The sequence below is a fragment of the Frondihabitans peucedani genome, assembly GCF_039537585.1.
Lineage (GTDB): Bacteria > Actinomycetota > Actinomycetes > Actinomycetales > Microbacteriaceae > Frondihabitans > Frondihabitans peucedani.
The window spans coordinates 786,206-810,143 of the sequence record NZ_BAABAU010000001.1; the positions used below are offsets into that span (position 1 = coordinate 786,206).

22 protein-coding genes and 1 other RNA gene are annotated in these 23,938 nt (G+C 70.5%); 10 read left to right on the top strand and 13 right to left on the bottom strand.

The window, feature by feature from the left end; translation table 11 throughout:
- The first annotated feature begins 2 nt into the window (after nucleotides 1–2).
- A complete protein-coding gene (locus tag ABD733_RS03680; RefSeq protein WP_344793675.1) occupies nucleotides 3–827 on the top strand; it encodes a GNAT family N-acetyltransferase in 825 nt (274 codons plus the stop codon).
- Between the two features lie 62 nt (nucleotides 828–889).
- Here the strand turns inward: ABD733_RS03680 and ABD733_RS03685 are convergent, their stop codons facing one another.
- On the bottom strand, nucleotides 890–1,726 hold the full coding sequence (locus ABD733_RS03685) for an ADP-dependent NAD(P)H-hydrate dehydratase (RefSeq protein ID WP_344793676.1): 837 nt from the start codon (nucleotides 1,724–1,726) through the stop codon (nucleotides 890–892).
- Nucleotides 1,727–1,763: 37 nt separating this feature from the next.
- Here ABD733_RS03685 and ABD733_RS03690 point away from each other — a divergent pair, with 37 nt between their 5' ends.
- Both ABD733_RS03690 and ABD733_RS03695 read left to right on the top strand, forming a co-directional pair.
- Nucleotides 1,764–2,384, top strand: coding sequence for an HAD family hydrolase (locus ABD733_RS03690; RefSeq protein ID WP_344793677.1), 621 nt, complete (start codon nucleotides 1,764–1,766; stop codon nucleotides 2,382–2,384).
- A 27-nt stretch (nucleotides 2,385–2,411) separates the two neighbouring features.
- Nucleotides 2,412–3,506 carry an NADH:flavin oxidoreductase/NADH oxidase gene (locus ABD733_RS03695; RefSeq protein WP_344793678.1) on the top strand — a complete coding sequence of 365 codons (1,095 nt, stop codon included), beginning with the start codon at nucleotides 2,412–2,414 and terminating at the stop codon, nucleotides 3,504–3,506.
- Between the two features lie 85 nt (nucleotides 3,507–3,591).
- Here ABD733_RS03695 and ABD733_RS03700 read toward each other — a convergent pair whose 3' ends face one another.
- From ABD733_RS03700 to guaB1, 3 genes are all read right to left on the bottom strand, one after another.
- Nucleotides 3,592–4,632, bottom strand: a complete 1,041-nt coding sequence (locus tag ABD733_RS03700) for a hemolysin family protein (RefSeq protein WP_344793679.1) — start codon at nucleotides 4,630–4,632, stop codon at nucleotides 3,592–3,594.
- Nucleotides 4,629–6,020 carry a hemolysin family protein gene (locus ABD733_RS03705; RefSeq protein ID WP_344793680.1) on the bottom strand — a complete coding sequence of 464 codons (1,392 nt, stop codon included), beginning with the start codon at nucleotides 6,018–6,020 and terminating at the stop codon, nucleotides 4,629–4,631. Before ABD733_RS03705 ends, ABD733_RS03700 begins: the two co-directional genes overlap by 4 nt.
- A gap of 135 nt (nucleotides 6,021–6,155) precedes the next feature.
- Nucleotides 6,156–7,595, bottom strand: coding sequence for a GMP reductase (gene guaB1, locus ABD733_RS03710; protein WP_344793681.1), 1,440 nt, complete (start codon nucleotides 7,593–7,595; stop codon nucleotides 6,156–6,158).
- 141 nt (nucleotides 7,596–7,736) lie between these two features.
- On the opposite strand from guaB1, the gene ABD733_RS03715 reads away from it, so the two are divergent.
- Nucleotides 7,737–11,495, top strand: coding sequence for a multifunctional oxoglutarate decarboxylase/oxoglutarate dehydrogenase thiamine pyrophosphate-binding subunit/dihydrolipoyllysine-residue succinyltransferase subunit (locus tag ABD733_RS03715; RefSeq protein WP_425552855.1), 3,759 nt, complete (start codon nucleotides 7,737–7,739; stop codon nucleotides 11,493–11,495).
- Between the two features lie 26 nt (nucleotides 11,496–11,521).
- Here the strand turns inward: ABD733_RS03715 and ABD733_RS03720 are convergent, their stop codons facing one another.
- Genes ABD733_RS03720 through ABD733_RS03730 form a run of 3 tightly spaced genes read right to left on the bottom strand, consistent with a single transcriptional unit; the run spans nucleotide 11,522 to nucleotide 12,900 of the window.
- Entirely contained in the window at nucleotides 11,522–11,962 is a 441-nt protein-coding gene (locus ABD733_RS03720) for a GNAT family N-acetyltransferase (RefSeq protein WP_344793683.1), read from the bottom strand.
- Between the two features lie 30 nt (nucleotides 11,963–11,992).
- The gene (locus ABD733_RS03725) at nucleotides 11,993–12,244 is read right to left on the bottom strand and encodes a zf-HC2 domain-containing protein (RefSeq protein WP_344793684.1); all 252 of its coding nucleotides are present in this window, start codon (nucleotides 12,242–12,244) and stop codon (nucleotides 11,993–11,995) included.
- Nucleotides 12,241–12,900: a sigma-70 family RNA polymerase sigma factor gene (locus ABD733_RS03730; protein WP_344793685.1), complete on the bottom strand. Its 660-nt coding sequence runs from the start codon at nucleotides 12,898–12,900 to the stop codon at nucleotides 12,241–12,243. The genes ABD733_RS03725 and ABD733_RS03730 overlap by 4 nt, the downstream gene beginning before the upstream one ends.
- A gap of 108 nt (nucleotides 12,901–13,008) precedes the next feature.
- Between ABD733_RS03730 and aroA the strand changes: the two genes are divergently transcribed.
- The 3 genes from aroA (at nucleotide 13,009) to ABD733_RS03745 (ending at nucleotide 16,431) form a co-directional block, all read left to right on the top strand.
- Nucleotides 13,009–14,424, top strand: coding sequence for a 3-phosphoshikimate 1-carboxyvinyltransferase (aroA, locus tag ABD733_RS03735; RefSeq protein ID WP_344793686.1), 1,416 nt, complete (start codon nucleotides 13,009–13,011; stop codon nucleotides 14,422–14,424).
- Between the two features lie 9 nt (nucleotides 14,425–14,433).
- Nucleotides 14,434–15,510: a ribosome small subunit-dependent GTPase A gene (rsgA, locus tag ABD733_RS03740; RefSeq protein WP_344793687.1), complete on the top strand. Its 1,077-nt coding sequence runs from the start codon at nucleotides 14,434–14,436 to the stop codon at nucleotides 15,508–15,510.
- Between the two features lie 120 nt (nucleotides 15,511–15,630).
- Nucleotides 15,631–16,431 carry an inositol monophosphatase family protein gene (locus ABD733_RS03745; RefSeq protein ID WP_344793688.1) on the top strand — a complete coding sequence of 267 codons (801 nt, stop codon included), beginning with the start codon at nucleotides 15,631–15,633 and terminating at the stop codon, nucleotides 16,429–16,431.
- Nucleotides 16,432–16,549: 118 nt separating this feature from the next.
- On the opposite strand, the gene ABD733_RS03750 is transcribed toward ABD733_RS03745, so the two are convergent.
- A complete protein-coding gene (locus tag ABD733_RS03750; RefSeq protein WP_344793689.1) occupies nucleotides 16,550–17,746 on the bottom strand; it encodes a permease in 1,197 nt (398 codons plus the stop codon).
- Nucleotides 17,747–17,847: 101 nt separating this feature from the next.
- Between ABD733_RS03750 and ABD733_RS03755 the strand changes: the two genes are divergently transcribed.
- From ABD733_RS03755 to ABD733_RS03765, 3 genes are read left to right on the top strand one after another with little or no spacing between them, the layout of a single operon-like run.
- Nucleotides 17,848–18,513, top strand: coding sequence for a response regulator transcription factor (locus ABD733_RS03755; protein ID WP_344793690.1), 666 nt, complete (start codon nucleotides 17,848–17,850; stop codon nucleotides 18,511–18,513).
- Nucleotides 18,510–19,535: a sensor histidine kinase gene (locus tag ABD733_RS03760; protein WP_344793691.1), complete on the top strand. Its 1,026-nt coding sequence runs from the start codon at nucleotides 18,510–18,512 to the stop codon at nucleotides 19,533–19,535. The genes ABD733_RS03755 and ABD733_RS03760 overlap by 4 nt, the downstream gene beginning before the upstream one ends.
- Nucleotides 19,532–20,278 (top strand): ABC transporter permease, encoded by a 747-nt coding sequence (locus tag ABD733_RS03765; RefSeq protein ID WP_344793692.1) that lies wholly within the window; start codon nucleotides 19,532–19,534, stop codon nucleotides 20,276–20,278. The genes ABD733_RS03760 and ABD733_RS03765 overlap by 4 nt, the downstream gene beginning before the upstream one ends.
- Nucleotides 20,279–20,362: 84 nt before the next feature.
- Here ABD733_RS03765 and ABD733_RS03770 read toward each other — a convergent pair whose 3' ends face one another.
- The 5 genes from ABD733_RS03770 to ftsE all read right to left on the bottom strand — a co-directional run bounded on the left by ABD733_RS03770 (nucleotide 20,363) and on the right by ftsE (nucleotide 23,915).
- Entirely contained in the window at nucleotides 20,363–21,019 is a 657-nt protein-coding gene (locus tag ABD733_RS03770; protein WP_344793693.1) for a DedA family protein, read from the bottom strand.
- Between the two features lie 108 nt (nucleotides 21,020–21,127).
- Nucleotides 21,128–21,505: a transfer-messenger RNA gene (gene ssrA / locus ABD733_RS03775) on the bottom strand.
- Nucleotides 21,506–21,602: 97 nt separating this feature from the next.
- On the bottom strand, nucleotides 21,603–22,079 hold the full coding sequence (gene smpB, locus ABD733_RS03780; protein ID WP_344793694.1) for an SsrA-binding protein SmpB: 477 nt from the start codon (nucleotides 22,077–22,079) through the stop codon (nucleotides 21,603–21,605).
- Between the two features lie 85 nt (nucleotides 22,080–22,164).
- A complete protein-coding gene (gene ftsX, locus ABD733_RS03785) occupies nucleotides 22,165–23,079 on the bottom strand; it encodes a permease-like cell division protein FtsX (protein WP_344793695.1) in 915 nt (304 codons plus the stop codon).
- Nucleotides 23,076–23,915 (bottom strand): cell division ATP-binding protein FtsE, encoded by an 840-nt coding sequence (ftsE, locus tag ABD733_RS03790; protein WP_344793696.1) that lies wholly within the window; start codon nucleotides 23,913–23,915, stop codon nucleotides 23,076–23,078. Before ftsE ends, ftsX begins: the two co-directional genes overlap by 4 nt.
- Nucleotides 23,916–23,938: the final 23 nt, after the last annotated feature.

Below are 23,938 nucleotides of genomic sequence, written 5' to 3' on the forward strand. Positions count from 1 at the left end.
GGATGACCGAGACGCAGACGACACCCGAGGCCAGGCGGAAAGCCCTCCTCGCCGCCTACGACGCCGAGCTCCGCACCGACGCCGAGACCCCGAGCGCGATCGACGTGACCCGGCTCGGCCCGCTCCGACTCGTCACGTTCGCGGGCGGCCGCGGCTTCGTGACCTACGCCGACCTCGACGGCGCCGGGGCGGACGCCGTCCGCGATCTCGTCCGCCAGGGCCTCGCCCACTTCGAGCAGGACCCCGGGATCGAGCGCGTGGAGTGGAAGACCCGCGGCCACGACGCGGCTCCCGGCCTCCACGAGGCGCTCCTCGGAGCAGGCTTCGAGGCGGAGGAGACCGAGTCGGTCATGATCGGCGAGATCTCCGCCCTCGCGGTCGACGTCGATCTGCCCGACGGGGTCACCCTCCGGCGGATCACCGAGGAGGCCGACGTCCGGGCGATGAGCGCCATGCAGGACGAGGTCTTCGGCGACCCGGTGTCAGAGCAGGGGGCCGAGGCGCTCCTCCGCCGACTGGCCCGGGACGACGGCATGCAGCTGTGGATCGCCGAGGCCGACGGCGAGATCGTCACCGCCGGCCGCCTCGAGCCGGTCGCCGGGTCGACCTTCGCCGGCGTCTGGGGCGGCGCGACCCGGGAGCCGTGGCGGGGCCGCGGCATCTACCGCGCGCTGACGTCCGCTCGCGCGCGGGCAGCCCTCGAGCTCGGCAAGACGCTCGTCCACAGCGACTCGACCGAGTACTCCCGGCCGATCCTCGAGCGCTCAGGCCTGGTCAAGGTCTCGACGACGACCCCGTATCTCTGGAGTCGTCCCGCCAATGCATGAGATTCTCCGCCACGCGACCGATCCATGCGGATCGGGAGGGGTCGCCGCGAGAATCTCCTGCATCAGCGCGAGCCCGACCGGCTGACGAGCCCCGCGATCGTCGCCGGCACCGCCTCGATCAGCCCGAGCACCGTCAGCGGACCGCCGCCCGACGCCCGGGCGGCGGCGAGCCCGTGCACGACGCTCGCCGTCGCTGCCAGTCGGGCCAGGGCGTCCTCGTCGTTCGCGATCTCGTCCGAGTGCGTCGCGACGAGAGCCCCCAGGATCCCGCCCAGCGCATCACCGGCCCCCGCCGTGGCGAGCCACGACGGCGCACTCGAGGCCACGAGCCCGAGGCCCGACGGCGAGGCCACGTAGGTGCGGTGCCCCTTCAGCAGCACGGTCGCCTGCCACTCGTCGGCGGCCCGGGCGGCGGCCCCGGCAGGATCGGCAGCGACCTCGTCGAGCTTCCACCCGGCCGCCTTCGACAGCTCGCGGAAGTGGGGCGTCAGGACGACGGGTCCGCTCGTCTGCTCCCGGACCTCCAGAGCGCCAGCGTCGAGAACGATGGGCAGGCCCGAGCCGGCCGCGACCCGGAAGCGGTCGGTGGTGACGCCGTCGAGGTTCGACGGGTCGATGCCGGACCCGAGGAGCCACGCCTGCACCCGGCCCGGGCTGGTCACGGCCTCGGGGCGACGCTGCAGCACGAACGACGCAGCCCGCTCCGGCCCGAGGTAGCGGAGCATCCCGAGGCCCGTGTGCAGGGCGGCCTCCGCGCCGAGGACCGCCGCGCCCGGGTACTGGTCGGAGCCGGTCACCATGCCGAGGACCCCGCGCCTGTACTTGTCGTCGTCCTCGCGCGGCACGGCGATCCAGGCTGCTGCGTCGTCCGGGGTCCAGGGGGTGTAGTCGCGCGTCATGCCGTTCACGATAGGCGGGCGGGCTACCGTGGGGCGCATGACTCTCTCGCTGCCGGGCCGCACCGTCGTCTTCGACTACGGCGAGGTGATCAGCAGGAGCCCCGCCGAGAGCTTCCGGCAGCGCCTCGAGGAGATCGCCGGTGTCGACCCCGCGCCCTTCTGGGAGAGCTACGGCCGGAACCGCGGGCCCCTCGACGGCGGCGACCTCTCCGTCGTCGACTACTGGCAGGCCGTCGCACGCGACTCGGGCGCGACCTGGAGCCTCAGCACGATCCACCGGCTCTGGGCGGTCGACTTCCCGAGCTGGATCGACCCCGAGCCCGGCACCGTCGACATCATCGAGGAGCTCCACGACGGCGGCACCCGCCTCGCGATCTTGTCGAACGCCGGCTTCGACTTCGCCTCGCCGCTCCGCCACTCCCCCGTCGGCAGCCTGTTCGAGCGCGCCTTCGTCAGCGCCGAGCTGCACGACCTCAAGCCGAGTGCGTCGATCTACCGCGCGGTGCTCGACGGGCTCGGCATCACGCCCGACGACATGGTCTTCATCGACAACAAGCGCGAGAACGTCGAGGGCGCCGAAGCGCTCGGCATCACGGGGCACGTGTTCACCACGCCCGCCCTGCTGCGGGAGTTCCTCGTGTCGCTCGGGGCGGAATGATCCTGCCCGCTGATCGTTGTCTCTGACATGACCTCTGCGCTCTTCACGCCGATCACCCTCCGCACGACCACCTTCCGCAACCGCCTCTGGGTGCCGGCCATGTGCCAGTACTCGGCCGAGAACTTCGACGGCATGCCGAACGACTGGCACCTCGTGCACCTCGGCTCGTTCGCCCGCGGCGGCGCCGGTGCCATCATCACCGAGGCCACCGCGGTGGTCCCCGAGGGCAGGATCTCGCCCCAGGATCTCGGCATCTGGAACGACGCGCAGCGCGACGCGTTCCGCCCCATCGTCGACTTCGTCCACTCGCAGGGCGCGAAGATCGGCGTCCAGCTGGCCCACGCCGGCCGCAAGGCCTCGACCCCGCGCACCTGGGATCCGCAGAACGGCACCCTCGACGAGTCGCAGCACGGCTGGCCGGTCGTCGGCCCGTCGGCCATCGCCTTCGAGGGCTACGACACTCCTCGCACGCTCACCGTGCCCGAGATCGAGGCCGTCGTCGACGCGTTCGTCGCCAGCGCCGTCCGCTCGCAGGAGGCCGGCTTCGACCTCGTCGAGCTGCACGCCGCCCACGGGTACCTCATGCACCAGTTCCTGTCGCCGCTCAGCAACGACCGCACCGACGAGTACGGCGGGTCGCTCGAGAACCGGGCCAGGATCGTCATCGACTCGGTCCGCAGGATCCGCGAGGCCACCGGCCCCGATTTCCCCATCTTCGTCCGCTTCTCCGCCACCGACTGGGTCGAGGGCGGCTGGGACGAGGCCTCGACCGCTCAGGTCGCCCGCTGGGCCGAGGAGGCCGGCGCCGACCTGTTCGACATCTCGTCGGGCGGCATCGCTGCCACGGCGTCGATCCCCGTCGGCCTCGGCTACCAGGTGCCGCTCGCCGCTTCCGTCAAGAACGACGGCGACGTCACGACCGGCGCGGTCGGACTCATCGTGGGCGCCGAGCAGGCGGAGGAGATCGTCTCGTCGGGCCGTGCGGACGTCGTCTTCGTCGGCCGCGAGTTCCTCCGCGACCCGCACTTCGCGCTCCGTGCCGCGTTCGAGCTCGGCGTCGACCTGTCGTACTACCCGCAGCAGTACCACCGCGCGCCGTTCCACGCGCCCGTGCCCGCCTAGGCACGACGTCAGACACGACAACCGCCCCCGGCCGATCGGCCGGGGGCGGTTCTCGTGCGCGGTCCTCGAGAGGCGCGGCCGAGGCTCAGGCGCGACGCGTGGCGTCCTGCACCTCGCCGATCAGCTCCTCGATGATGTCCTCCAGGAACAGCACCCCGCGGGTCGTGCCCTGCTCGTCGAACGAGCGGGCCACGTGCACCCCGGCGCGACGCATGGTCGCGAGGGCGTCCTCGAGCTCGGTGCGCTCGAAGATCGAGATGAGCTGACGGATGCGCTTCGGCGGCACCGGCTCGAAGGTCTCGTCGGGGTCGAGGTCGATGACGTCCTTCAGGTGCAGGTAGCCCGTGGGCTCGCCGCGGTCGTCAACGAGGACGTACCGCGAGAAGCCGTTCTGCGCGACCGCGCGCTCGACGTCGAAGGGCGTCGCCGCCTCGTCGAGGGTCACCAGGGAGTCCATCGTCACCGCGATGTCGAGCACGCGCTTCTCGGTGAACTCGAATGCCGCCCGCAGCGTGCCGGTGGTGTCGAGCAGGACGCCCTCGCGCTGCGACTGCGCGACGATCGTCTGCACCTCCTCGACCGTGAAGGCGCTCGTGGCCTCGTTCTTCGGGGTGACGCCGAACGCCTTGACGACCGCGTTGGTCAGCCAGTTGAGCGCGACGATGAACACGCGGAAGACGCGGGCGATGAACACCAGCGGCGGAGCGAGGAGCAGGGCCGCGCGGTCGGGCACCGAGAACGAGAGGTTCTTCGGGACCATCTCGCCGAACACCACGTGCAGGAACGACACGAGCAGCAGCGTGATGACGAAGCCGACCGTCTCGACCAGACCGTCGGTGAGGCCGGTGAGGTGCAGCGGCCCCTCGAGGAGGTGGTGGATCGACGGCTCGGAGACGTTCAGGATCAGCAGGGAGCACACCGTGATGCCGAGCTGGCTGGTCGCCAGCATGAGCGTCGCGTGCTCCATCGCGAAGAGCGTCGTCTTCGCGGCCCGGTTGCCCGCCTCGGCCTTCGGCTCGATCGACGAGCGGCGCGCTGAGATGACGGCGAACTCTGCGCCGACGAAGAAGGCGTTGCCGAGCAGCAGCACGACGAGCCAGACGATGCCCCACCAGTCGCTGCTCATCGGGCGTCCTGCCTCTCGCGCTTGCGCCGGGGCGTCGCGGAAGCGGACTCCCGCGCCTCGACGGCGGCGGCGACGTCTTCAGCCGCGACCGAGTCGTCGACGACCGGGGTGAAGCGCACGCGGTCGATCCTGCGCCCGTCGAGCCGCTCGACCCGGAACACGCCGGCCTCGGTCTCGACGGTGTCGCCGACCGCGGGGAGGCGGCCCAGCTCGCTCATGATCCAGCCGCCGACGGTCTCGTACGGACCCTCGTCGGTCACCTTGACCCCGGCACGCTCGAGCAGCTCGTCGGGGCGGAGGAGGCCGGGGAACGTCAGCCAGTCGCGGGAGCGGACGACGTCGACGCGGGAGCGGTCGTGCTCGTCGGACACCTCGCCGACGAGCTCCTCGATCAGGTCTTCGAGGGTGACCACGCCGGCGGTCCCGCCGTACTCGTCGACGACGACGGCCATCTGGTAGCCCTTGCCGCGGACCTCGCTGAGGAGGCTGTCGAGCTTCATGGTCTCGGGCACGCGGATCGCCTCGGTCTGGAGCGCCGACACGGGCACCTCCGACCGCTTCTCGCGCGGGACCGACACGGCCTGCTTGACGTGCACGAGGCCCACGATGTCGTCGATGTCGTCGTCGGTCACCGGGAACCGCGAGTACCCGGTGCTCCGCGCCCGCTCGAGCACCGTCTCGGCGCTGTCGGTGCGCCGGACGCTCGTGATGCGGGGCCGCGGGGTCATGACGTCGGAGGCGGTGTGGTCGCTGAAGACCAGCGTGCGGGCGAGGAGGGTCGCCGTGTCGAGGTCGAGGCTGCCCTCGAAGGCCGACCGCCGCACGAGCGACGAGAGCTCCTCCGCGGTGCGCGCCCCCGACAGCTCCTCCTTCGGCTCGATGCCGATGGAGCGCAGGATCGCGTTCGCCGTGCCGTTGAGGACGGCCACCGCCGGCCGGAACACCGTGGTGAAGCCGACCTGGAACGGCATCACGAGGCGCGCCGTGGCCAGGGGCAGCGCCAGGGCGAAGTTCTTCGGGACGAGCTCGCCGATGATCATCGACAGCAGCGTCGCCAGCACGATCGACACGATCGGGGCGACCACGTCGACCACCGTGAGATCGGCGCCGAACTGCCGGAACGGGTCTTCGAGGAGCGTCGAGATCGCCGGCTCCATCGTGTAGCCGGTGAGGAGCGTGGTCAGCGTGATGCCGAGCTGCGCGCTCGAGAGGTGCGTCGAGGTGACCTTGAGGGCGCCGATCGTGGTCGACAGCCGCTTCTCACCTCGATCGCGTCGAGCCTCGAGATCCGCACGGTCGAGGTTCACCAGCGAGAACTCGCTCGCGACGAACAGGCCGGTGCCGAGCGTGAGCAGCAGGCCGATGGCGAGGAGGAGCCACTCGTTCATGCCGCGGGGCTCTCGTGGGGGGCGCCGCCTCGGAGGCGGCGCGTCGTGGGCGAGAAGAATCTATGAGGGGGGTCGTCCATTGTCCGGCCAGTTTACGGGACGCGCTCGGCGGCCTCCACGCTGTCAGCCGGGAATTCACCAGGAGACGGGCAGCGCCTTGCCCTCTTCGTACCCCGCCGCCGACTGCACGCCGACGAGGGCCCGCTCGGAGAACTCGGCCAGCGACCGCGCCCCCGCGTAGGTGAACGAGCTCCGGACACCGGAGGTGATCATGTCGAGGAGGTCCTCGAGCGACGGCCGGAGCGGGTCGAGGTAGATCCGCGACGACGAGATGCCCTCGGCGAAGAGCGTCTTCCGGGCGAGCTCGTACGGGTCGAGCCGCTCGAAGCGGCCCTGGACCGCCTTCGTCGATGCCATGCCCCAGCTCTCCTTGTAGGTGCGGCCCGACTCGTCGGCGTCGAGCTCCCCGGGCGCCTCGATGGTGCCGGCGAACCACGAGCCGATCATGACGCTCGCAGCGCCGGCCGCGAGGGCGAGGGCGACGTCGCGCGGGTAGCGGACGCCTCCGTCGGCCCAGACGTGGGCGCCGAGGGCTCGGGCCGCGTCGGCCGTCTCGAGCACCGCGGAGAACTGCGGGCGCCCGACCGCGGTCATCATCCGCGTCGTGCACATGGCGCCCGGGCCGACGCCGACCTTGACGATGTCCGCGCCCGCCCCGACGAGGTGGCGGACCGCCTCGGCGGTGACCACGTTCCCGGCGACGATCGGGAGCCCGAGTCCGAGGGACGCGACCGTCTTCACCGCGGCGATCATCGCCTCCTGGTGTCCGTGGGCGGTGTCGAGCACGAGGACGTCGACGCCCGCCGCGGCCAGCGCCCGCGCCTTCTCGGCGACGTCGCCGTTGACGCCCACCGCCGCGGCGACCCGTAGCCGGCCCGAGGAGTCGACCGCCGGCTGGTAGAGGTTCGACCGCAGGGCGCTCTTGCGGCTCAGCGTGCCGATGACGTGGCCCTGGTGCAGGACCGGCGCGAAGTCGAGGTCGGCCGCGACCAGGAGGTCGAAGGCGGCCCTCGGGCCCGCGATGTCGTCGGCGTCGATGCTGGCGAGGGGCCCGTGCAGGAGGTCGCCGAGCACGGCGCCGCTCACGGCCTTGGCGAGGCGGGTCGCGGGGATGCAGCCGACGTAGGCGCCGTCGTCGCCGTGCAGGACGATGCCCTGCCCCTCGACCGCGGGCAGCTTCCGGAGGGCCTCCTCGACGGTGTCGCCGGGCGACATCGCGTAGGGGGTGTCGTAGGCGACCGGCTGGGCCTTGACCCAGCGGATCGCCGCGTCGAGATCCTGCAGGTGCATGTCCTGGGGCAGGACGCCGAGACCGCCTCGGCGGGCGAGCGTCGCCGCGAGCCTCGGGCCGGTCACGGAGTTCATGTTCGCGGACACGATGGGGATGGTCTGTCCGGTCCCGTCGCCCGGAGCCAGAGACACGTCGAGCCTGCTCGACACGCCCGAACGGCTGGGCACCAGGAACACGTCGGAGTACGTCAGATCGTGGGTCGGAGTCGTCTCGTAGTACCGCATGCCACTCAACCTATTCCCTGTGGAAGGTCACCACGGGGGCATGTCGGAGCGATTAGGCTGGACGTCGAGCAGGCGGCCCCGCCCCGAGGGCGCGCGTCGCCCGCCACGGATCAACAATCAACGGAGAGTGGGCGATCGGCTGTGTCTAGCCACGTGACCGGAACGACAGACGAAGGGGCCGCTGAGTTCGGCGCCAACGAATGGCTGGTCGACGAACTGTACGAGCAGTACGTCGTCGACAAGAACTCGGTCGACAAGTCGTGGTGGCCCGTCCTCGAGAGCTACAAGCAGAGCGATTCGGGCGCAGGATCAGCGCCCGCCGTCGCACCCGCTCCCTCCGACGCGGTGCGACCCGCCCCCACCGCCGCCCAGGCCTCCCCCGCTCCCGCCAGCGCGACCGCCAGCCCCGTGGTCGCCGCCCGCACCACCTCCGCGCCGCCGAAAGAGAAGCCGATCCCGGCCGAGGCCCCGACGCAGGCCGCGAAGAAGAAGGCCGTCGACGGCGAGCAGCCGCAGGCCGAGCCCGAGAATGTCGTGCAGCCTCTCCGCGGCATGGCGAAGAGCCTCGCGACGAACATGGACGCCAGCCTCAGCGTCCCGACGGCGACGAGCGTCCGGACCATCCCGGCGAAGCTCCTGATCGACAATCGCATCGTCATCAACAGCAACCTGAAGCGCGCCCGCGGCGGCAAGGTCTCGTTCACGCATCTGATCGGCTGGGCGCTCGTCCAGGCGCTCAAGAAGTTCCCGAGCCAGAACGTCTACTACGACGTCGTCGACGGCAAGCCCTCGGTCGTGACGCCGGCGCACATCAACCTCGGCCTCGCCATCGACATCCCGAAGCCCGACGGCACCCGCGCGCTGCTCGTGCCCGGCATCAAGAAGTGCGAGACGATGACGTTCGCGCAGTTCGTCGCCGCCTACGAAGACGTGGTGAAGCGCGCCCGCGCCAACAAGCTCACCGCCGACGACTTCTCCGGCAACACGATCTCGCTGACGAACCCCGGCGGCATCGGCACCGAGCACAGCGTGCCGCGCCTCATGAAGGGCGCAGGCTCGATCATCGGCGCCGGCGCCCTCGAGTACCCGGCCGAGTTCCAGGGCTCCTCCCCCAAGACCCTGGTCGAGCTCGGCATCGGCAAGACGATCACGCTCACCTCGACCTACGACCACCGGGTCATCCAGGGCGCGGGCTCCGGCGAGTTCCTCAAGATCGTCCACTCGATGCTCATCGGCGAGGACGGCTTCTACGAAGACGTCTTCCGGGCCCTCCGCATCCCGTACGCGCCGATCCACTGGAACCCCGACATCAACGTCAACCTGGCCGAGCGCGTCGGCAAGACCGCCCGCGTCCAGGAGCTGATCAACAGCTACCGGGTCCGCGGCCACCTGATGGCCGACATCGACCCGCTCGAGTACCGCCAGCGCACGCACCCCGACCTCGAGATCGAGCGTCACGGCCTGACCTTCTGGGACCTCGACCGCGAGTTCGTCACGGGCGGCTTCGGCGGGAAGCCGGCCATGCTCCTCCGCGACGTCCTCGGCGTCCTGCGCGACTCGTACTGCCGTCACATCGGCATCGAGTACATGCACATCCAAGACCCGGCGCAGCGGCGCTGGGTGCAGGAGCACATCGAGGTGCCCTACACGAAGCCGACCCACGACGAGCAGATGCGGATCCTGGCGAAGCTCAACGAGGCCGAGGCCTTCGAGACCTTCCTCCAGACGAAGTACGTCGGCCAGAAGCGCTTCAGCCTCGAGGGCGGCGAGTCGGCGATCTCGCTCCTCGACACGATCATCCAGGACGCCGCCTCGGCGGGCCTCCAGGAGGTCGCGATCGGCATGGCCCACCGCGGCCGCCTCAACGTCCTGACCAACATCGCGGGCAAGACGTACGGCCAGATCTTCCGCGAGTTCGAGGGCACCCAAGACCCGAAGACGGTCCAGGGCTCCGGCGACGTGAAGTACCACCTCGGCACCGAGGGCGAGTTCACGAGCGCCTCCGGCAAGACGATCCCGGTCTACCTCGCCGCGAACCCGTCGCACCTCGAGGCCGGCGACGGCGTGCTCGAGGGCATCGTGCGCGCCAAGCAGGATCGCGGGGTGCCGATGTCGTTCGCCGTCCTGCCGATCCTCGTGCACGGCGACGCCGCCATGGCCGGCCAGGGCGTGGTCGTCGAGACGATGCAGATGTCGCAGCTGCGCGGCTACCGCGTGGGCGGCACCATCCACATCGTGATCAACAACCAGATCGGCTTCACCACGTCGCCCTCCGAGGGCCGGTCGTCGATCTACTCGACCGACGTCGCCAAGACGATCCAGGCGCCGATCTTCCACGTCAACGGCGACGACCCCGAGGCCGTGGCCCGGGTCGCCGAGCTCGCCTTCGCGTACCGCCAGGAGTTCAAGCGCGACGTGGTCATCGACCTCATCTGCTACCGCCGGCGCGGGCACAACGAGGGCGACGACCCCTCGATGACGCAGCCCATGATGTACAGCCTCATCGAGAACAAGCGGAGCGTCCGCACCCTCTACACCGAGGCGCTCGTCGGCCGCGGCGACATCACCGAGGAGGAGTACGAGGGCGCGCACCGCGACTTCCAGGACCGCCTCGAGCAGGCCTTCGGCGAGACGCACGCCGCTCAGACGGGGTCGATCCCGGTCGTGACCGGCGACGGCGGAGCCGTCAGAGACCTGGAGCGCCCCGTGGCGCAGCAGCACGACGAGTCGACCCCCGACGGGTTCCAGACCGCTGTCGACGCGAGCCTCATCACGTCGATCGGCGACGCCTTCGACAACCCGCCCGCCGGGTTCTCCGTGCACCCGAAGCTGCAGCAGCTGCTGAAGAAGCGCTACGAGATGAGCCGCAGCGGCCAGATCGACTGGGCGTTCGGCGAGCTCCTCGCCCTCGGCTCGGTGCTCACGGAGGGCACGCCCGTCCGCTTCGCCGGGCAGGACTCCCGCCGTGGCACGTTCGTGCAGCGCCACGCGGTCCTGCACGACCGCGAGAACGGCCAGGAGTGGATCCCGCTCCAGAACGTCACCGACAACCAGGCCAAGCTCTGGATCTACGACTCGCTCCTCAGCGAGTACGCCGCCATGGGCTTCGAGTACGGCTACTCGGTCGAGCGGGCCGACGCCCTCGTGCTCTGGGAGGCCCAGTTCGGCGACTTCGCCAACGGCGCGCAGACGATCGTCGACGAGTTCATCTCGAGCGCCGAGCAGAAGTGGGGCCAGCGCTCCAGCGTCGTGCTGCTCCTGCCGCACGGCTACGAGGGCCAGGGCCCCGACCACTCGTCGGCCCGGATCGAGCGCTACCTGCAGCTCTGCGCCGAGAACAACATGACCGTGGCGCGCCCGTCGACGCCGGCGTCGTACTTCCACCTGCTCCGCCGCCAGGCCTACGCCCGGCCGCGCCGCCCGCTGATCGTCTTCACGCCGAAGGCGATGCTGCGCCTCCGCGGGGCGACCAGCGAGGTGGACGCGTTCACGAGCGGCCGGTTCGAGCCGGTCCTCGACTGCACGCGCGTCGGCGATCCTGCTGCCACGAAGCGGATCGTCCTGCACTCGGGCAAGATCCACTACGACCTCTCGGCCGAGCTCGACAAGCGCGGCGTCGGCGACGACATCGCGCTGGTCCGCCTCGAGCAGCTGTACCCGCTGCCGGTCGACGAGATCCGCGCCGTGCTCGACCGCTACCCGTCCGCCGACCTGGTCTGGGCTCAGGAGGAGCCCGAGAACCAGGGCGCGTGGCCGTTCATCGCGCTCGAGCTGGCTCCGAAGCTGGGCCGGACCATCACGGTCGCCTCGCGGCCCGCGTCGGCCTCGCCGGCCGCTGGCTCGTCGAAGCGGAGTGCCGCCGAGCTGACCGCCCTGCTCGACCGGGCGCTGACGCTCTAGCGGTCGCGCCGGCAGGCGGAGCCGCGTCAGCCGAGCTTGGTGTAGCGCGTCCCCGAGTCGTGGTACCCGCGCTTCTGGTAGAAGCGGTGGGCGCTGTCCGTCGCGGCGGCCGACACGGCCGTGAGGCTGGATGCCCCGTGCGAGCGGGCCCAGGCCTCGAAGTGGCCGAGCAGCTGCGAACCGACACCGTCGCGGCGCCCGTCGGGGCGGACGACGAGGAGCAGCAGCTGCGCCATGGGCGAGTCGGAGTTGTAGGCCCACATGACGTGGGCCCCGGCTACGGCGCGGATCCGGCGGGCCTCGTCTCGGACCACCCACGTCTCGTGGCCCGCCTCGGCAGTCAACCGCGCAAGGCGGACTCGGAGACCGTCGGCGTCGAGGCTGTAGCCGAGCGAGCGGATGAGGAGGACGAGGTCGTCGAGGTCAGCGGCGTCGGCCGTGCCCAGCGGCTCCACGGTGGCAGTCATGCCCCGAAGCTACCGCAGGATCGAGAGGTGTTACGCGCTCTCGTGCGTCGACTGGAGATCGCGCAGCCGGGTCAGCACCTGCAGCCGGAGGTCTTCCGGCGCCGCCTCCTTGCAGGCCCGCTTCACGGCCTCGGTCATGACGACGTTGACGTGGAACTCGCTCGAGCAGTCGGAGCAGTGCTCCATGTGCTCGCGGATGTCTCTCGCGTCGTCGCGAGCGAGTTCGTTGTGCAGGTACTCCTCGAGCTCTGCCTTCGCTTTGTCGCAACCGCAGTCGGTCATTTCTTGCTGCCCTTCGCTGTCGTCTTGCCGGCGCCCGTGGGGGCCGGCACCGCGATGCCTCGATCGCGGGCGTAGTCGCCCAGGAGCTCGCGGAGAAGTCGGCGCCCTCGGTGGAGCCGGCTCATCACCGTGCCGACGGGCGTCTTCATGATGTCGGCTATCTCCTGGTAGGAGAAGCCCTCGACGTCGGCCAGGTAGACGGCCAGACGGAAGTCTTCGGGGACCTTCTGCAGCGCGTCTTTGACGGCGCTGTCGGGCAGGTGGTCGATCGCCTCGGCCTCGGCGGAGCGCGACGTGGTCGACAGCGTCGCCGAGGTGGCGCCGCCCATCTGCCAGTCTTCGAGCTCGTCGATCGTGCCCTGGTAGGGATCGCGCTGCTTCTTGCGGTAGGTGTTGATGAACGTGTTCGTCAGGATGCGGTACAGCCACGCCTTGAGGTTCGTGCCCTGCGTGAACTGCGAGAAGGCGGCGAACGCCTTGACGTACGTCTCCTGCACGAGGTCGGCGGCGTCGGCGGGATTGCGCGTCATGCGCATGCCGGCGGCGTACAGCTGGTCCATGAACGGGAGCGCCTGCTCCTCGAAGAGGGCGCGCGGGTCGGGCACCTCGGTCAGGTCGAGGTCGGGTGCGGAGGAAACGCCGTCGGGAGTGCTCATCAGCGCCAATTCTAGTTCGGCGACGGTGTGCGCATCAGAGGGTGCTTCCGGGGTGCAGACGAGTGCCACGGGTGCTCCTTGCGTTGCTTGCATTACCCTTGACAACCGATGCAGGTATTCAGGTATTCCGGCCCGGAGTTCAGCCCCTACGAGACCGATCGGGAGCCCGAGGTCGACGAGGGCTTCTGGGTGGCGCCCACCGCGGCCGCGCCCGTCTCGGCCGAGCTGTCGCTGCCGGGATCGAAGTCGCTGACGAACCGCGAGCTGGTGCTGTCGGCCCTGGCGACCGGCCCCTCGATCCTGCGCCTGCCCCTGCACTCGCGCGACTCCGCGCTGATGGTCGAGGCGCTCCGCTCCCTCGGCACCACCATCAGCGAGGTGCCGAACGACGAGCCGTTCGGGCCCGACCTCGAGATCGTCCCGCAGGCATTCACCGGCGGCGTCTCGGTCGACTGCGGGCTCGCCGGCACGGTGATGCGCTTCCTGCCGCCGCTCGCCGCCCTCGCCACCGGCCCGGTCACCTTCGACGGCGACGAGGGCGCCCGGCGCCGCCCGATGCGGACCACCATCGAGTCGCTTCGGGCCCTCGGGGTCGACGTCGACGACGACGGGCGCTCCGCCCTCCCCTTCAGCCTCCACGGCACCGGCGAGGTCGAGGGCGGCGAGGTCTCGATCGACGCGTCGGCCTCGAGCCAGTTCGTCTCGGGCCTGCTCCTCTCGGCACCGCGCTTCGCGAACGGGCTGACGCTGCGGCACACGGGCGAGAAGCTGCCGAGCCTTCCCCACATCGAGATGACCATCGACGCGCTCGCGTCGCGCGGCGTCACCGTCTCTTCGCCCGAGACGGGTGTCTGGGTGGTCCCTCCGGGGCCGATCGCCGCGCGCGAGGTCACCATCGAGCCCGACCTGTCGAACGCCGCGCCGTTCCTCGCCGCGGCTCTGGTCGCCGGCGGCCGCGTGTCGATCCGGCACTGGCCGCACGACACCACGCAGGTCGGCGACGACCTCCTCGACCTGCTGCCCCTGTGGGGCGCGACCGTGACGAGAGACGGCGACACCGTGACGATCGACGGCGGCGACGGCCTTCTCGGAGGCGGCTCGCTGCCCGGCGTCGACGTCGACCTCTCGCGCGGCGGCGAGCTAGCCCCCGCCCTCGTCGCCCTCGCAGCCCTCGCCTCCGGCCCGAGCACCATCACCGGCATCGCCCACCTCCGCGGGCACGAGACCGACCGCCTCGCCGCCCTCGTCGCCGAGATCAACGGCCTCGGCGGCCGCGCGACCGAGCTCGACGACGGCATCCGCCTCGAGCCCTCCCCGCTCCACGCGGGCAAGTGGAAGACCTACGGCGACCACAGGATGGCGCACGCCGCGGCGATCATCGGCCTCGCCGTCCCCGACGTCGAGCTCGACGACGTCAGAGTCGTGTCGAAGACCCTCCCCGAGTTCGTCGCCCTCTGGGACGACCTGCTCGGCCGCACCGTCACCACGAGCCCGGCCGACACCAGCCTGCTCGGGTTCCTCTAGGCGCCGCGGATGTCCTGGTGGAGTGACGGCGACGACGCCGACGGTGCAGACGACGAGCGCGAGTACGGCGAGTACGACGAGAGCTCGGTGCGGGTCCGGCCGAATCCCAAGGGGAACCGCCCGCGCACCAAGCAGCGACCCGCCTACGACGAGGCGGTCGAGGGGGTCGTCTGGACCGTCGACCGCGGACGCTACGGCGTCCTCCTCGACGCCGGAACCCCCGACGAGCGCGAGATCACGACCGCCCGAGCCCGCGAGCTCGGCAAGAAGTCGGTGGTGACCGGCGACCGCGTCGACGTCGTCGGCGACACCACCGGGGCCGAGGGCTCGCTCGCCCGCATCGTGCGGGTTCACGAGCGGACCACGCTCCTCCGTCGGAGCGCCGACGACTCCGACGCCGTCGAGCGAGTCATCGTGGCGAATGCCGACCAGATGCTCATCGTCGTCGCGGCAGCCGACCCGGAGCCGCGGTCGCGCCTCGTCGACCGCTACATGGTGGCCGCGTTCGATGCCGGGGTGGAGCCGATCCTGGTCATCACGAAGACCGACCTCGCCGATCCTGCGCCGTTCGCCGCCCACTTCTCGTGCCTCGACCTCCGGATCCTCACCTCGACCTCCGACGCGTTCACGTCGTCGGACGGCGAGGAGTCGGCCTCGCTCCGCGAGCTCCGGAGCGTCCTGGCCGACCACGTGACCGTGACGGTGGGGCACTCCGGCGTCGGCAAATCGACGCTCGTCAACGCGCTGACCGGCTCCAATCGGGCCGTCGGCGTCGTCAACACCGTCACGGGCCGCGGCCGCCACACGTCGTCGTCGACCGTGTCGTTCAAGGTGCCCTCGGGCGGCTGGATCATCGACACCCCGGGCGTCCGCTCGTTCGGCCTGGGGCACGTGAACCCCGAGAATATCCTCCAGTCGTTCGCGTCGCACGCGGTGTTCCCGGAGGGGTACGAGCCGGTGGACGGCATCCCGCTCGATCAGGCCCACGACTGGGAGATCGTCGACCGCGTCGAGGCCGGCGAGCTCGGCGACGTCGGCCGTGAGCGGCTGGAGTCGCTGCAGGCGCTGCTGGTGTCGAAGGGCTGACGCGCTCGGGCGGGCGCTGGCAGGCGTCGGCGGGTCTCCGGAGAGGGGCCTTCTGCTGCGAGCACCCGCCCACTGCCGCACGAGCCTCACAGCCCGCCGGCCCCTCGCTACGCTTGCCGAGTGCCCTACGAAGACGACCTCGCTCTCGCCCTGACCCTTGCCGACATCGCCGACGCGATCTCCGCCGAGCGGTTCCACGCGGCCGATCTCGACGTGTCTCTGAAGGCCGATCACACGCACGTGACCGACGCCGACCGGGCCGTCGAGCAGGCGATCCGGTCGCGGCTCGTCGCGGAGCGCCCGGGCGACGCGTTCTACGGCGAGGAGTCGGGCCGGACCGAGGGGGCGTCGCGCGAGTGGATCGTCGATCCGATCGACGGCACGGCGAACTTCCTGCGCGGGGTCCCCATCTGGGCGACGCTCGTCTCGCTCGTCGTCGACGGCGTGCCGGTCGTCGGCGTGGTCAGCGCACCCGCGCTGCACCGGCGGTGGTGGGCCGCCGCGGGCCTCGGGGCGTTCTCGCTCGACGGGCCGCTGCACGTCTCGGGCGTCGACCGGCTCGCCGACGCCTCGCTGAGCTACAACGGCCTCCAGTACTGGATGGAGGCCGGCCGCGTCGAGCAGCTCCTCTCCCTCGCCGGGCAGGTCTGGCGCACGAGGGCGTTCGGCGACTTCTGGTCGTACATGCTCGTCGCCGAGGGCGCCGTCGACATCTCGGGCGAGTTCGATCTCAAGCCCTACGACATGGCTGCACTCTACCCGATCGTCACCGAGGCGGGCGGCCGCTTCGGCGGGCTCGACGGGGGCGACGGCATCTGGGAGGGCAGCGCCCTGGCGACGAACGGGCTGCTGCACGACGCGGTGGTCGCGGCGGTGGCGCCCGGTGCTCCGGGCGCGGCAGCCGCTCGCGGGAGTCGCTGACCGCGGCGGGCCGGGCCGCAGGGGCAGCGCGTCTCGCGGCACGCAGCGCGTCCCGCCAGGGCAGGACGCGGTGCGTCAGGCGCGACGCGGTGCGGGCACGGTGGGCAACCCGCCCGGATCAGTGGTGGTGGTGGGCGTGGGCGTGATCCTGCTCACCGCCGTCGTCGGACGGACCGGCGGGAGCGCCGCCCATCATCCGGAGCATCGACCAGCTCCCGGAGCGCACGAAGACGACGAGCAGCACCGCCGCGAGGGCGAGGAAGGCGATGTTGAGGAACGTGGTGTAGTTCCACGAGATGCCGGTGTCGACGATCGCGACGTCGCGGTTCGACGGCACGAGGCCGAGCGGCGTGAAGATCAGCTCGACGGCGTAACCGGCCACGACCATGGCGCCGTAGAAGACCGCCGTGATGCGGAGGGCGGCCCGGCCGCCGTAGTAGCGGCGGTAGATCAGGATGATCGGCACGATGATGAGGTCGGCGAAGATGAAGCTGATGACGCCGCCGAACGAGATGCCGCCGTTCCAGAGCACCGCGGCGAGCGGCACGTTGCCCACCGAGCAGACGAAGCTGACCATGGCCAGGATCGGCCCGACCAGCGGCCCGATCACGAACGAGACGCTGGGCGACGACTCGAAGAAGACGGCCTGCAGCCACTCCTTCGGCACCCAGGCGTCGAAGGCCCCGGCGATGAGGAGCCCGATGACGATGTCGCGGAGCACCGCCGCCCAGTCCATGACGAAGTACTGAGAGACCGAGGTCACGCCGCGCCGCGACAGCAGGCGACGGAAGAAGCCGTCGTCGCCGTGCACCGACATGTCCATGCCCGCGTGCCCCTCCATCTGACCGGCGAGCCCCTTCTCGGCCTGCTCTCGGGCGGCCTCGACGATGCGGCCGCGCATCCAGAGCCGGAACCCCAGGGCGATGAGCAGGATCATGATCGGCCCGCCGACGAACTCGGCGAGCGTGAACTGCCACCCGAGCACGAACGCGAGGATCAGACCGAGCTCGACCACGAGGTTCGTCGACGCGACCTCGAACGCCATGGCCGACGAGAACGACGCGCCCTTGCGGAACAGCGCCCGTGCCAGCGCGACAGCCGCGTACGAGCACGACGACGACAGCGCGCCGAACCCGGTCGCCACCCCGAGAGCGCGGGGCGAGTCGTCGCTCATCAGGCGGGTGATCCGCTCGGTGCGGATGACGGCCTGGATGACCCCCGAGAGCGTGAATCCGAGGACGAGGGGCCACAGGATCTGCCACCCCATCGCTCCTGCTGCGGCGAGGGCGCGGCCGACGGCATCGAGAATGAACATGCGTCGACCTTATACCCCCCTGGGGTATGCCAGGCCGCTCCCGAATCACGGCACGGACCCGCCTTGGCGGATTCTGAGTGCTGGTCGCTACCCTCGGGAGCATGGATCGTTCCGTGCGGCTGCGGCTGCTCCTCATCGAGGACGACCCGGCGCTCGGGCCCCTCATCGAGGAGGTCCTCGCCGAGGTCTACGACGTCGACCGGCAGACCGACGGGCGGGCGGGCCTCATCCGCGCGCTCGACGGGGACTTCGACGTGCTGGTGGTCGACCGCAGGCTCCCGTCGCTCGACGGGCTCGGGATCGTCGAGGCGCTCCGACGAGGCCGCGTGACGGCGCCGGTCCTGATGCTGACCGCCCTCGGCACCACGAGCGACCGCGTCGAGGGCCTCGACGCCGGAGCGGACGACTACCTGGTCAAGCCGTTCGAGTTCGACGAGCTGCTGGCGAGGCTCCGCGCCCTCACCCGCACCTTCGACGGTGGTGTCACGCTGCCGGTGGGCGATTGGCGGTTCGCGCCCGACGACCGCATCCTGTCGTCCCCCTACGGCGGCCGCGTCGTCCTGACCGATCGCGAGTCCGAGCTCCTCGCCGTGCTGGCCCGCGAGCCCGACACGACGTTCTCGCGGGAGCACCTGCTGCGGGTCGTCTTCCCCGCCGGCGAGAAGCCCGGCACCGTCGACACGTACGTGCACTACCTCCGCCGCAAGTCGGAGCCCGAGATCGTGCTGACCGTGCGCGGCCGCGGCTATCGGCTGGGCGCGCTGTGAGCCGCCGACGGGGCAGTCGCCCGGCGCCGCGGGCGACCGTGCACCCGGACGACCGCGACGCCCACGACACCCGCCGCGCGGCCCTGTCGATCGGCTGGCAGATCATGCTCGCCTCGGCTGTCCTGGTGCTCGGGATCGTCGTGATCGCGATCGTCTTCGTGCTGCACCAGGCTCTGCCCCGGGAGCAGCTCGAGGCGACGCGGGCCGGCAGCAGCCACATCTACGTCGACTCGAACGACATCCTGCAGGCCCTGATCCTGCTCGGCCTCGGCGCCGTCGTGTTCGCGGGCGTGGTCAGCTGGATCATCGCCCGCCGCGCGGTCCAGCCCCTCGGCGACGCCCTCCGGCTCCAGCGGCAGTTCGTCGCCGACGCCAGCCACGAGCTCCGGACGCCCCTCGCCGTCCTCGACGCCCGACTGCAGGTCGTCCAGCGCCGGCAGCAGAACGGCACCGGGGTCACTCCCGAGGCGCTCAACGAGCTCCGGGCCGACACCCGCGCGCTCATCGACATCGTCGGCGACCTCCTCCTCGCGGCCGGCGGCGACGGAGGGCCGACGGAGGTCATCGACGCAGGCCCGGTCGTCGCCGAAGCTGCGTCGTCGCTGGCGATCCTGGCGCAGGATCGCGGGGTCGTCGTCACGACCGCCGTCGACGGCCGCCACCCCGTCGCCATCCCGGCCACGAGTCTCCGTCGGAGCGTCGTCGCGCTGGTCGACAACGCGATCGCGCACTCCCCCGCGGGCGGCACGGTGACTGTCGCGCTGCAGCTCGAGGGCGGCCGGGTCGCCCTGACGGTGGCCGACGAGGGCCCCGGTATCACGGGCATCGAGCCCGACCGCGTCTTCGACCGCTTCGCGCACACCGAGCCCGCAGCCGGCGACACCCGGCGCCCGGGGTTCGGCATCGGGCTGGCCCTGGTCCGCGAGCTCGCCAGCCGGCAGGGAGGCTCGGTGCGTGTTGCCTCGACCTCGGAGCAGGGCACCGTGTTCCGCCTCGAGCTCCCCGCGGCCGCACCGGCGTGACCGCTGTCACGACCCTGATCGCCGTCGCCGTCCTGGTGGCGGTGACGACCGCCGTCGTCGCGGGCCTCCGGCTGGAGCGCCCGTGGCTGCAGCCGTGGGCGATCCTCCGCGCGGTCGTCCAGCTCGGCCTCCTGAGCGTCATCCTGCTCGGGGTCGTCTCGAGCCCGGTCTGGGTGGGCGTGTTCCTGGTCGCGATGGTCGTGGCGGCCTCCTGGACCGTCTTCACGCGGCTCGGTGTCGCCCGCTCGACGCTGCCGTTCCTGGTGCTCGTGGTGGCTGTCGCCTCCGCGGTGCCCGTCGTGATCGTGTTCTCGCTCGGCGCCGTCGACCTCAGCCCGCGCTACGTGCTCGCCGTCGGCGGCATCGTCGTCGGCAACGTGATGACCGTGTCCACCCTGTTCGGCCGCCTGCTGGCCGCGCAGCTCGTCGCCGAGCGCGACCAGATCGAGGGCTGGCTGGCGCTCGGGGCGACACCGCGGCAGGCATCCGCGACCGTGACGCGGACGGCGGCCTCGTCGGCGATCATCCCGTCGACCGACCAGACCCGGACCACCGGCATCGTGACCCTGCCGGGCGCGTTCGTCGGCGCGGTCTTCGGCGGGGCGTCGCCTCTGGCCGCCGCGGAGTTCCAGCTCGTCGTGCTGGCGTCGATCCTGGCCGCAGGATCCGTCGCCCTGGCGCTGCTCACCTGGCGCTTCGGCGCGCCCGTCCGCCTGCCGACCGAGGCCGCGCCGCTCGCCTGACCGAGCGACGGCCGCCGGCGAGGAACCGGATTCCGGACGGCGTCGCGGTGCCGCGGCGCTGTGCGGCGTCCGGAGACGCGGTCGCTATTCGGCGTCGACGGCGTCGACCCTGTCGGTGGTGGCGGAGGTGTCGACAGCTGCCAGGCGCTTGGCCTTCGACCGCTCCACGAGGGCGTGGATCAGGATCGGCACGACCGAGATGATCACGATGACGATGGCGAGCACGTCGATGTGCTCGGTGATGAACGGGAAGCCGCTGAGGAGCGAGCCGATGATCGTGAGGCCGCCGGCCCAGAGCGCGGCGCCGGTGACGTTCCAGAGGAGGAACCGACGGTAGGTGTAGCCGCTGGCGCCGGCCGCGAGGGGCACGTAGGTGCGGACGATCGGCACGAAGCGCCCGAGGATGAGCGCCGGACCGCCGTAGCGGGCGTAGAAGGCCTCGGCCCTCTCGAGGTACTCGGTCTTCAGGATGCGGGCGTCGGGCTTGAAGAGGCGCCGTCCGAACCGGTTGCCGAGGAAGTAGCCCGCCGAGTCGCCGAGCACGGCGGCGATGAAGCCGCAGAGGGCGATCAGCGCCACCGACAACCCGAGGTGCTCGTGCAGCAGCCCCGCCGTGACGAGGAGCGAGTCGCCCGGCAGGAACGGGAAGAGGACGCCGGACTCGATGAAGATCATCAGCGACAGACCGCCGAGAGCCCACGGCCCCAGGCCGTTGAGGATGGTTTCGGGATCGAGGATCATGCCGACGATCGTGGCAGCCGGGCCTAGGAGAAGCCACAGAAGCTGCAGGCTCTGCAGGCCGAGATGCACGGCCAGGGACGACTCGCACAGAGCAAGAACAGAGGCCGGTGGTGGAGATGGGGGGAATTGAACCCCCGTCCGACGCTGAGATTGTACGCATTCTACGGGTGTAGCCGGATGAGTCGTTCTACTCGGCCCCCACCTTTGCTACCGGCATCTAGGTGGACGGGCCCAGCCCGAGTGCAAGTCCCGTGTCACCCTCAGACGTAGTGACACAGCAAGCCCTCTAGATGACGTCAGGGTCCGGATAGAGAGCAGTCTCCGGTCTGACGGACTTCATGTGGCTCTACTGCTTACGCAGCGAGAGCGAAGTCAGTGCGCTTGGAATTGGCACTTGTTGTTTTCCAGAGATCGTTTACGAGATAACCCTGGATCCTCGACCCGCTTCTCGTTCGCACACAGGCGCCGTCGAAACCGATCATCCCCCTGAGGGGCCTTCTGTTCTTGCTCTGTGGAGTTGTTCTGATACGTGCTCGCCGCCCTGCGGGAGCCCTCTATCTTATGCCCGAGGGCCCTCGCCCCGCTAGTCGCCGAGGTTCTTGCGGGCGGCCATGGCACGGTCGGCCTCGCGGCGGTCGGTGCGCTCGCGCAGCGTCTGGCGCTTGTCGTACTCGCGCTTGCCCTTGGCGACGGCGAGTTCGACCTTCGCCCGCCCGTCGGAGAAGTAGATCTTGAGAGGGACGAGCGTGTAGCCGCCCTCCTTCGTCTTGTGGCTGATCTTGATGATCTGCTCCTTGTGGAGGAGGAGCTTGCGCTTGCGCCGGGGCGAGTGGTTGTTCCAGGTGCCCTCGGTGTACTCGGGGATGTGGACGGCGTCGAGCCAGATCTCGCCGGCGTCGACGTAGGCGTACCCGTCGACCAGTGACGCCCGACCCTGACGGAGGGCCTTCACCTCGGTGCCCGAGAGGACGATGCCGGCCTCGTAGGTGTCGTCGATCAGATAGTCGAAGCGGGCGCGCCGATTCGTCGCGACGGTCTTCTCGCCTTTCTCGCGCGGCATGCCTGTCTCCTCGATCGTTTGCTGGGCCGTGCCCGACTGGGCAGCCTCTCAGTATACGCGACGGCACCAGGGCCGGGCGGCCCGCCTAGACCTTGAGGTACCGCCGGATCGCGACGTTGGCCGACAGGGCTGCCAGCACCGCGCCGATCACGATCAGCAGCGGCACGACGAAGGCGGTGTCGCTCATGCTCACGAACGGTGTCGACGCGAACGACTCGGCGAGGTATCCGCGGACGAAGAACTTTACGATCAGGAAGATCGCGCCGCCGGCGAGCACCGATCCTGCGAGCGCGGCGATCACGCCCTCGAGGATGAACGGCGTCTGGATGAACCGGTTCGACGCCCCCACGAGTCTCATGATGCCGAGCTCCCGTCTTCGGCTGAACGCCGAGAGCCGGATGGTCGTCGCGATGAGCAGCACGGCCGCGATCAGCATGAGCACTGCTATGCCGATGGCCGTGTACGAGGCTGCGTTCAGGACCGCGAAGATCGGCTGCAGGTACCCGCGCTGGTCGACGACGCTCTGCACTCCGGCCTGGTTCGACAGGCTCTCGATCAGGATGTCGGACTGCGACGGGTTCTTGAGGTTCACCCAGAACGTCTCGTTGAGGTACGACGGCTGCACGAACTCGGTCGCGGGGCTGTCCGCGAACTGCTTCTTGAAGCGCTCGTACGCCTGCTGCTGCGTCTCGAAGTACGACTTCTGGATGTACGGCGACAGGGTGGTCGACTTGAGCTGCGCCTCGATCTGGTTCTTCTGATCGGTGGTCGCCTTGGCACCGGTGCAGTTGCCGGTCGTGTCGGTGTCGGTGCAGAGGTAGACGGCGACCTGGGCCCGGTCGTACCAGTAGCCCTTCATCTGGTTGATCTGCATCTGGAGCAGCACGGCCGTGCCGACGAAGGTCAGCGAGATGAAGGTGACCAGGACGACGGAGATCACCATCGAGATGTTGCGACGGAGGCCGGAGCCGACCTCGCCGAGGACGAGTCCGAGCCTCATTTGTCAGCCCCCCAGCTCGGGACGGACTGTCTCTCGACGGACTCGGGGTCGAGCCTCGGAGCCGGGACGGTCGGGACGGGGACGCCCTGCGTGCGGGCGGCCGTGGCATCCTGCGCTGCCTGCTCCTGGGCGAGCTGGACGATCGGCACGGCCTGCGTCTGGTAGCCGCCGGAGCGCTCGTCGCGGACGATGCTGCCTCCGGAGAGCTCGATGACACGGCGCTGCATCTGGTCGACGATGCCGGCGTCGTGAGTCGCCATGAGCACTGTCGTGCCGGAGGCGTTGATGCGGTCGAGGAGGGTCATGATGCCGGCGCTCGTCGAGGGGTCGAGGTTACCGGTCGGTTCATCGGCCAGCAGGATCGCGGGGCGGTTGACGATGGCGCGCGCGATCGCGACGCGCTGCTGCTCGCCACCCGACAGCTCGTGCGGCAGACGCTGGGCCTTGCCCGCGAGCCCGACCATCTTGAGCACGTCGGGGACGGCCTCCGAGATGTAGCCCTTGCTCTTGCCGATCACCTGGAGGGTGAACGCGACGTTGTCGAAGACGGACTTCTGCGGGAGGAGCCGAAAGTCCTGGAAGACGACGCCGAGGTTGCGGCGGAAGTAGGGCACCTTGCGGCTCGAGAGCGTGCCGAGGCGCTGGCCGAGGACGTGGATCTGCCCCTTCGAGGGCTTCTCCTCCTTCAGGACCAGGCGCAGGAAGCTCGACTTGCCGGAGCCGGAGGCGCCGACCAGGAAGACGAACTCACCCTTGAGAATCTCGAGGGTGATGCCGTTGAGCGCCGGGCGGGGGTTGCCGGCATAGAACTTGGAGACCTCATCGAAGCGAATCATGACGGGGAAAGACTAGGCATCAA

Excerpts from the sequence above, each read along its gene's own strand:
- ABD733_RS03680 (WP_344793675.1), top strand. The coding sequence starts at position 3 with ATGACCGAGACGCAGACGACACCCGAGGCCAGGCGGAAAGCCCTCCTC.
- ABD733_RS03685 (WP_344793676.1), bottom strand. The coding sequence starts at position 1,726 with ATGACGCGCGACTACACCCCCTGGACCCCGGACGACGCAGCAGCCTGG.
- ABD733_RS03690 (WP_344793677.1), top strand. The coding sequence starts at position 1,764 with ATGACTCTCTCGCTGCCGGGCCGCACCGTCGTCTTCGACTACGGCGAG.
- ABD733_RS03695 (WP_344793678.1), top strand. The coding sequence starts at position 2,412 with ATGACCTCTGCGCTCTTCACGCCGATCACCCTCCGCACGACCACCTTC.
- ABD733_RS03700 (WP_344793679.1), bottom strand. The coding sequence starts at position 4,632 with ATGAGCAGCGACTGGTGGGGCATCGTCTGGCTCGTCGTGCTGCTGCTC.
- ABD733_RS03705 (WP_344793680.1), bottom strand. The coding sequence starts at position 6,020 with ATGAACGAGTGGCTCCTCCTCGCCATCGGCCTGCTGCTCACGCTCGGC.
- guaB1 (WP_344793681.1), bottom strand. The coding sequence starts at position 7,595 with ATGCGGTACTACGAGACGACTCCGACCCACGATCTGACGTACTCCGAC.
- ABD733_RS03720 (WP_344793683.1), bottom strand. The coding sequence starts at position 11,962 with ATGACTGCCACCGTGGAGCCGCTGGGCACGGCCGACGCCGCTGACCTC.
- ABD733_RS03725 (WP_344793684.1), bottom strand. The coding sequence starts at position 12,244 with ATGACCGACTGCGGTTGCGACAAAGCGAAGGCAGAGCTCGAGGAGTAC.
- ABD733_RS03730 (WP_344793685.1), bottom strand. The coding sequence starts at position 12,900 with ATGAGCACTCCCGACGGCGTTTCCTCCGCACCCGACCTCGACCTGACC.
- aroA (WP_344793686.1), top strand. The coding sequence starts at position 13,009 with ATGCAGGTATTCAGGTATTCCGGCCCGGAGTTCAGCCCCTACGAGACC.
- rsgA (WP_344793687.1), top strand. The coding sequence starts at position 14,434 with ATGTCCTGGTGGAGTGACGGCGACGACGCCGACGGTGCAGACGACGAG.
- ABD733_RS03750 (WP_344793689.1), bottom strand. The coding sequence starts at position 17,746 with ATGTTCATTCTCGATGCCGTCGGCCGCGCCCTCGCCGCAGCAGGAGCG.
- ABD733_RS03755 (WP_344793690.1), top strand. The coding sequence starts at position 17,848 with ATGGATCGTTCCGTGCGGCTGCGGCTGCTCCTCATCGAGGACGACCCG.
- ABD733_RS03770 (WP_344793693.1), bottom strand. The coding sequence starts at position 21,019 with ATGATCCTCGATCCCGAAACCATCCTCAACGGCCTGGGGCCGTGGGCT.
- smpB (WP_344793694.1), bottom strand. The coding sequence starts at position 22,079 with ATGCCGCGCGAGAAAGGCGAGAAGACCGTCGCGACGAATCGGCGCGCC.
- ftsX (WP_344793695.1), bottom strand. The coding sequence starts at position 23,079 with ATGAGGCTCGGACTCGTCCTCGGCGAGGTCGGCTCCGGCCTCCGTCGC.
- ftsE (WP_344793696.1), bottom strand. The coding sequence starts at position 23,915 with ATGATTCGCTTCGATGAGGTCTCCAAGTTCTATGCCGGCAACCCCCGC.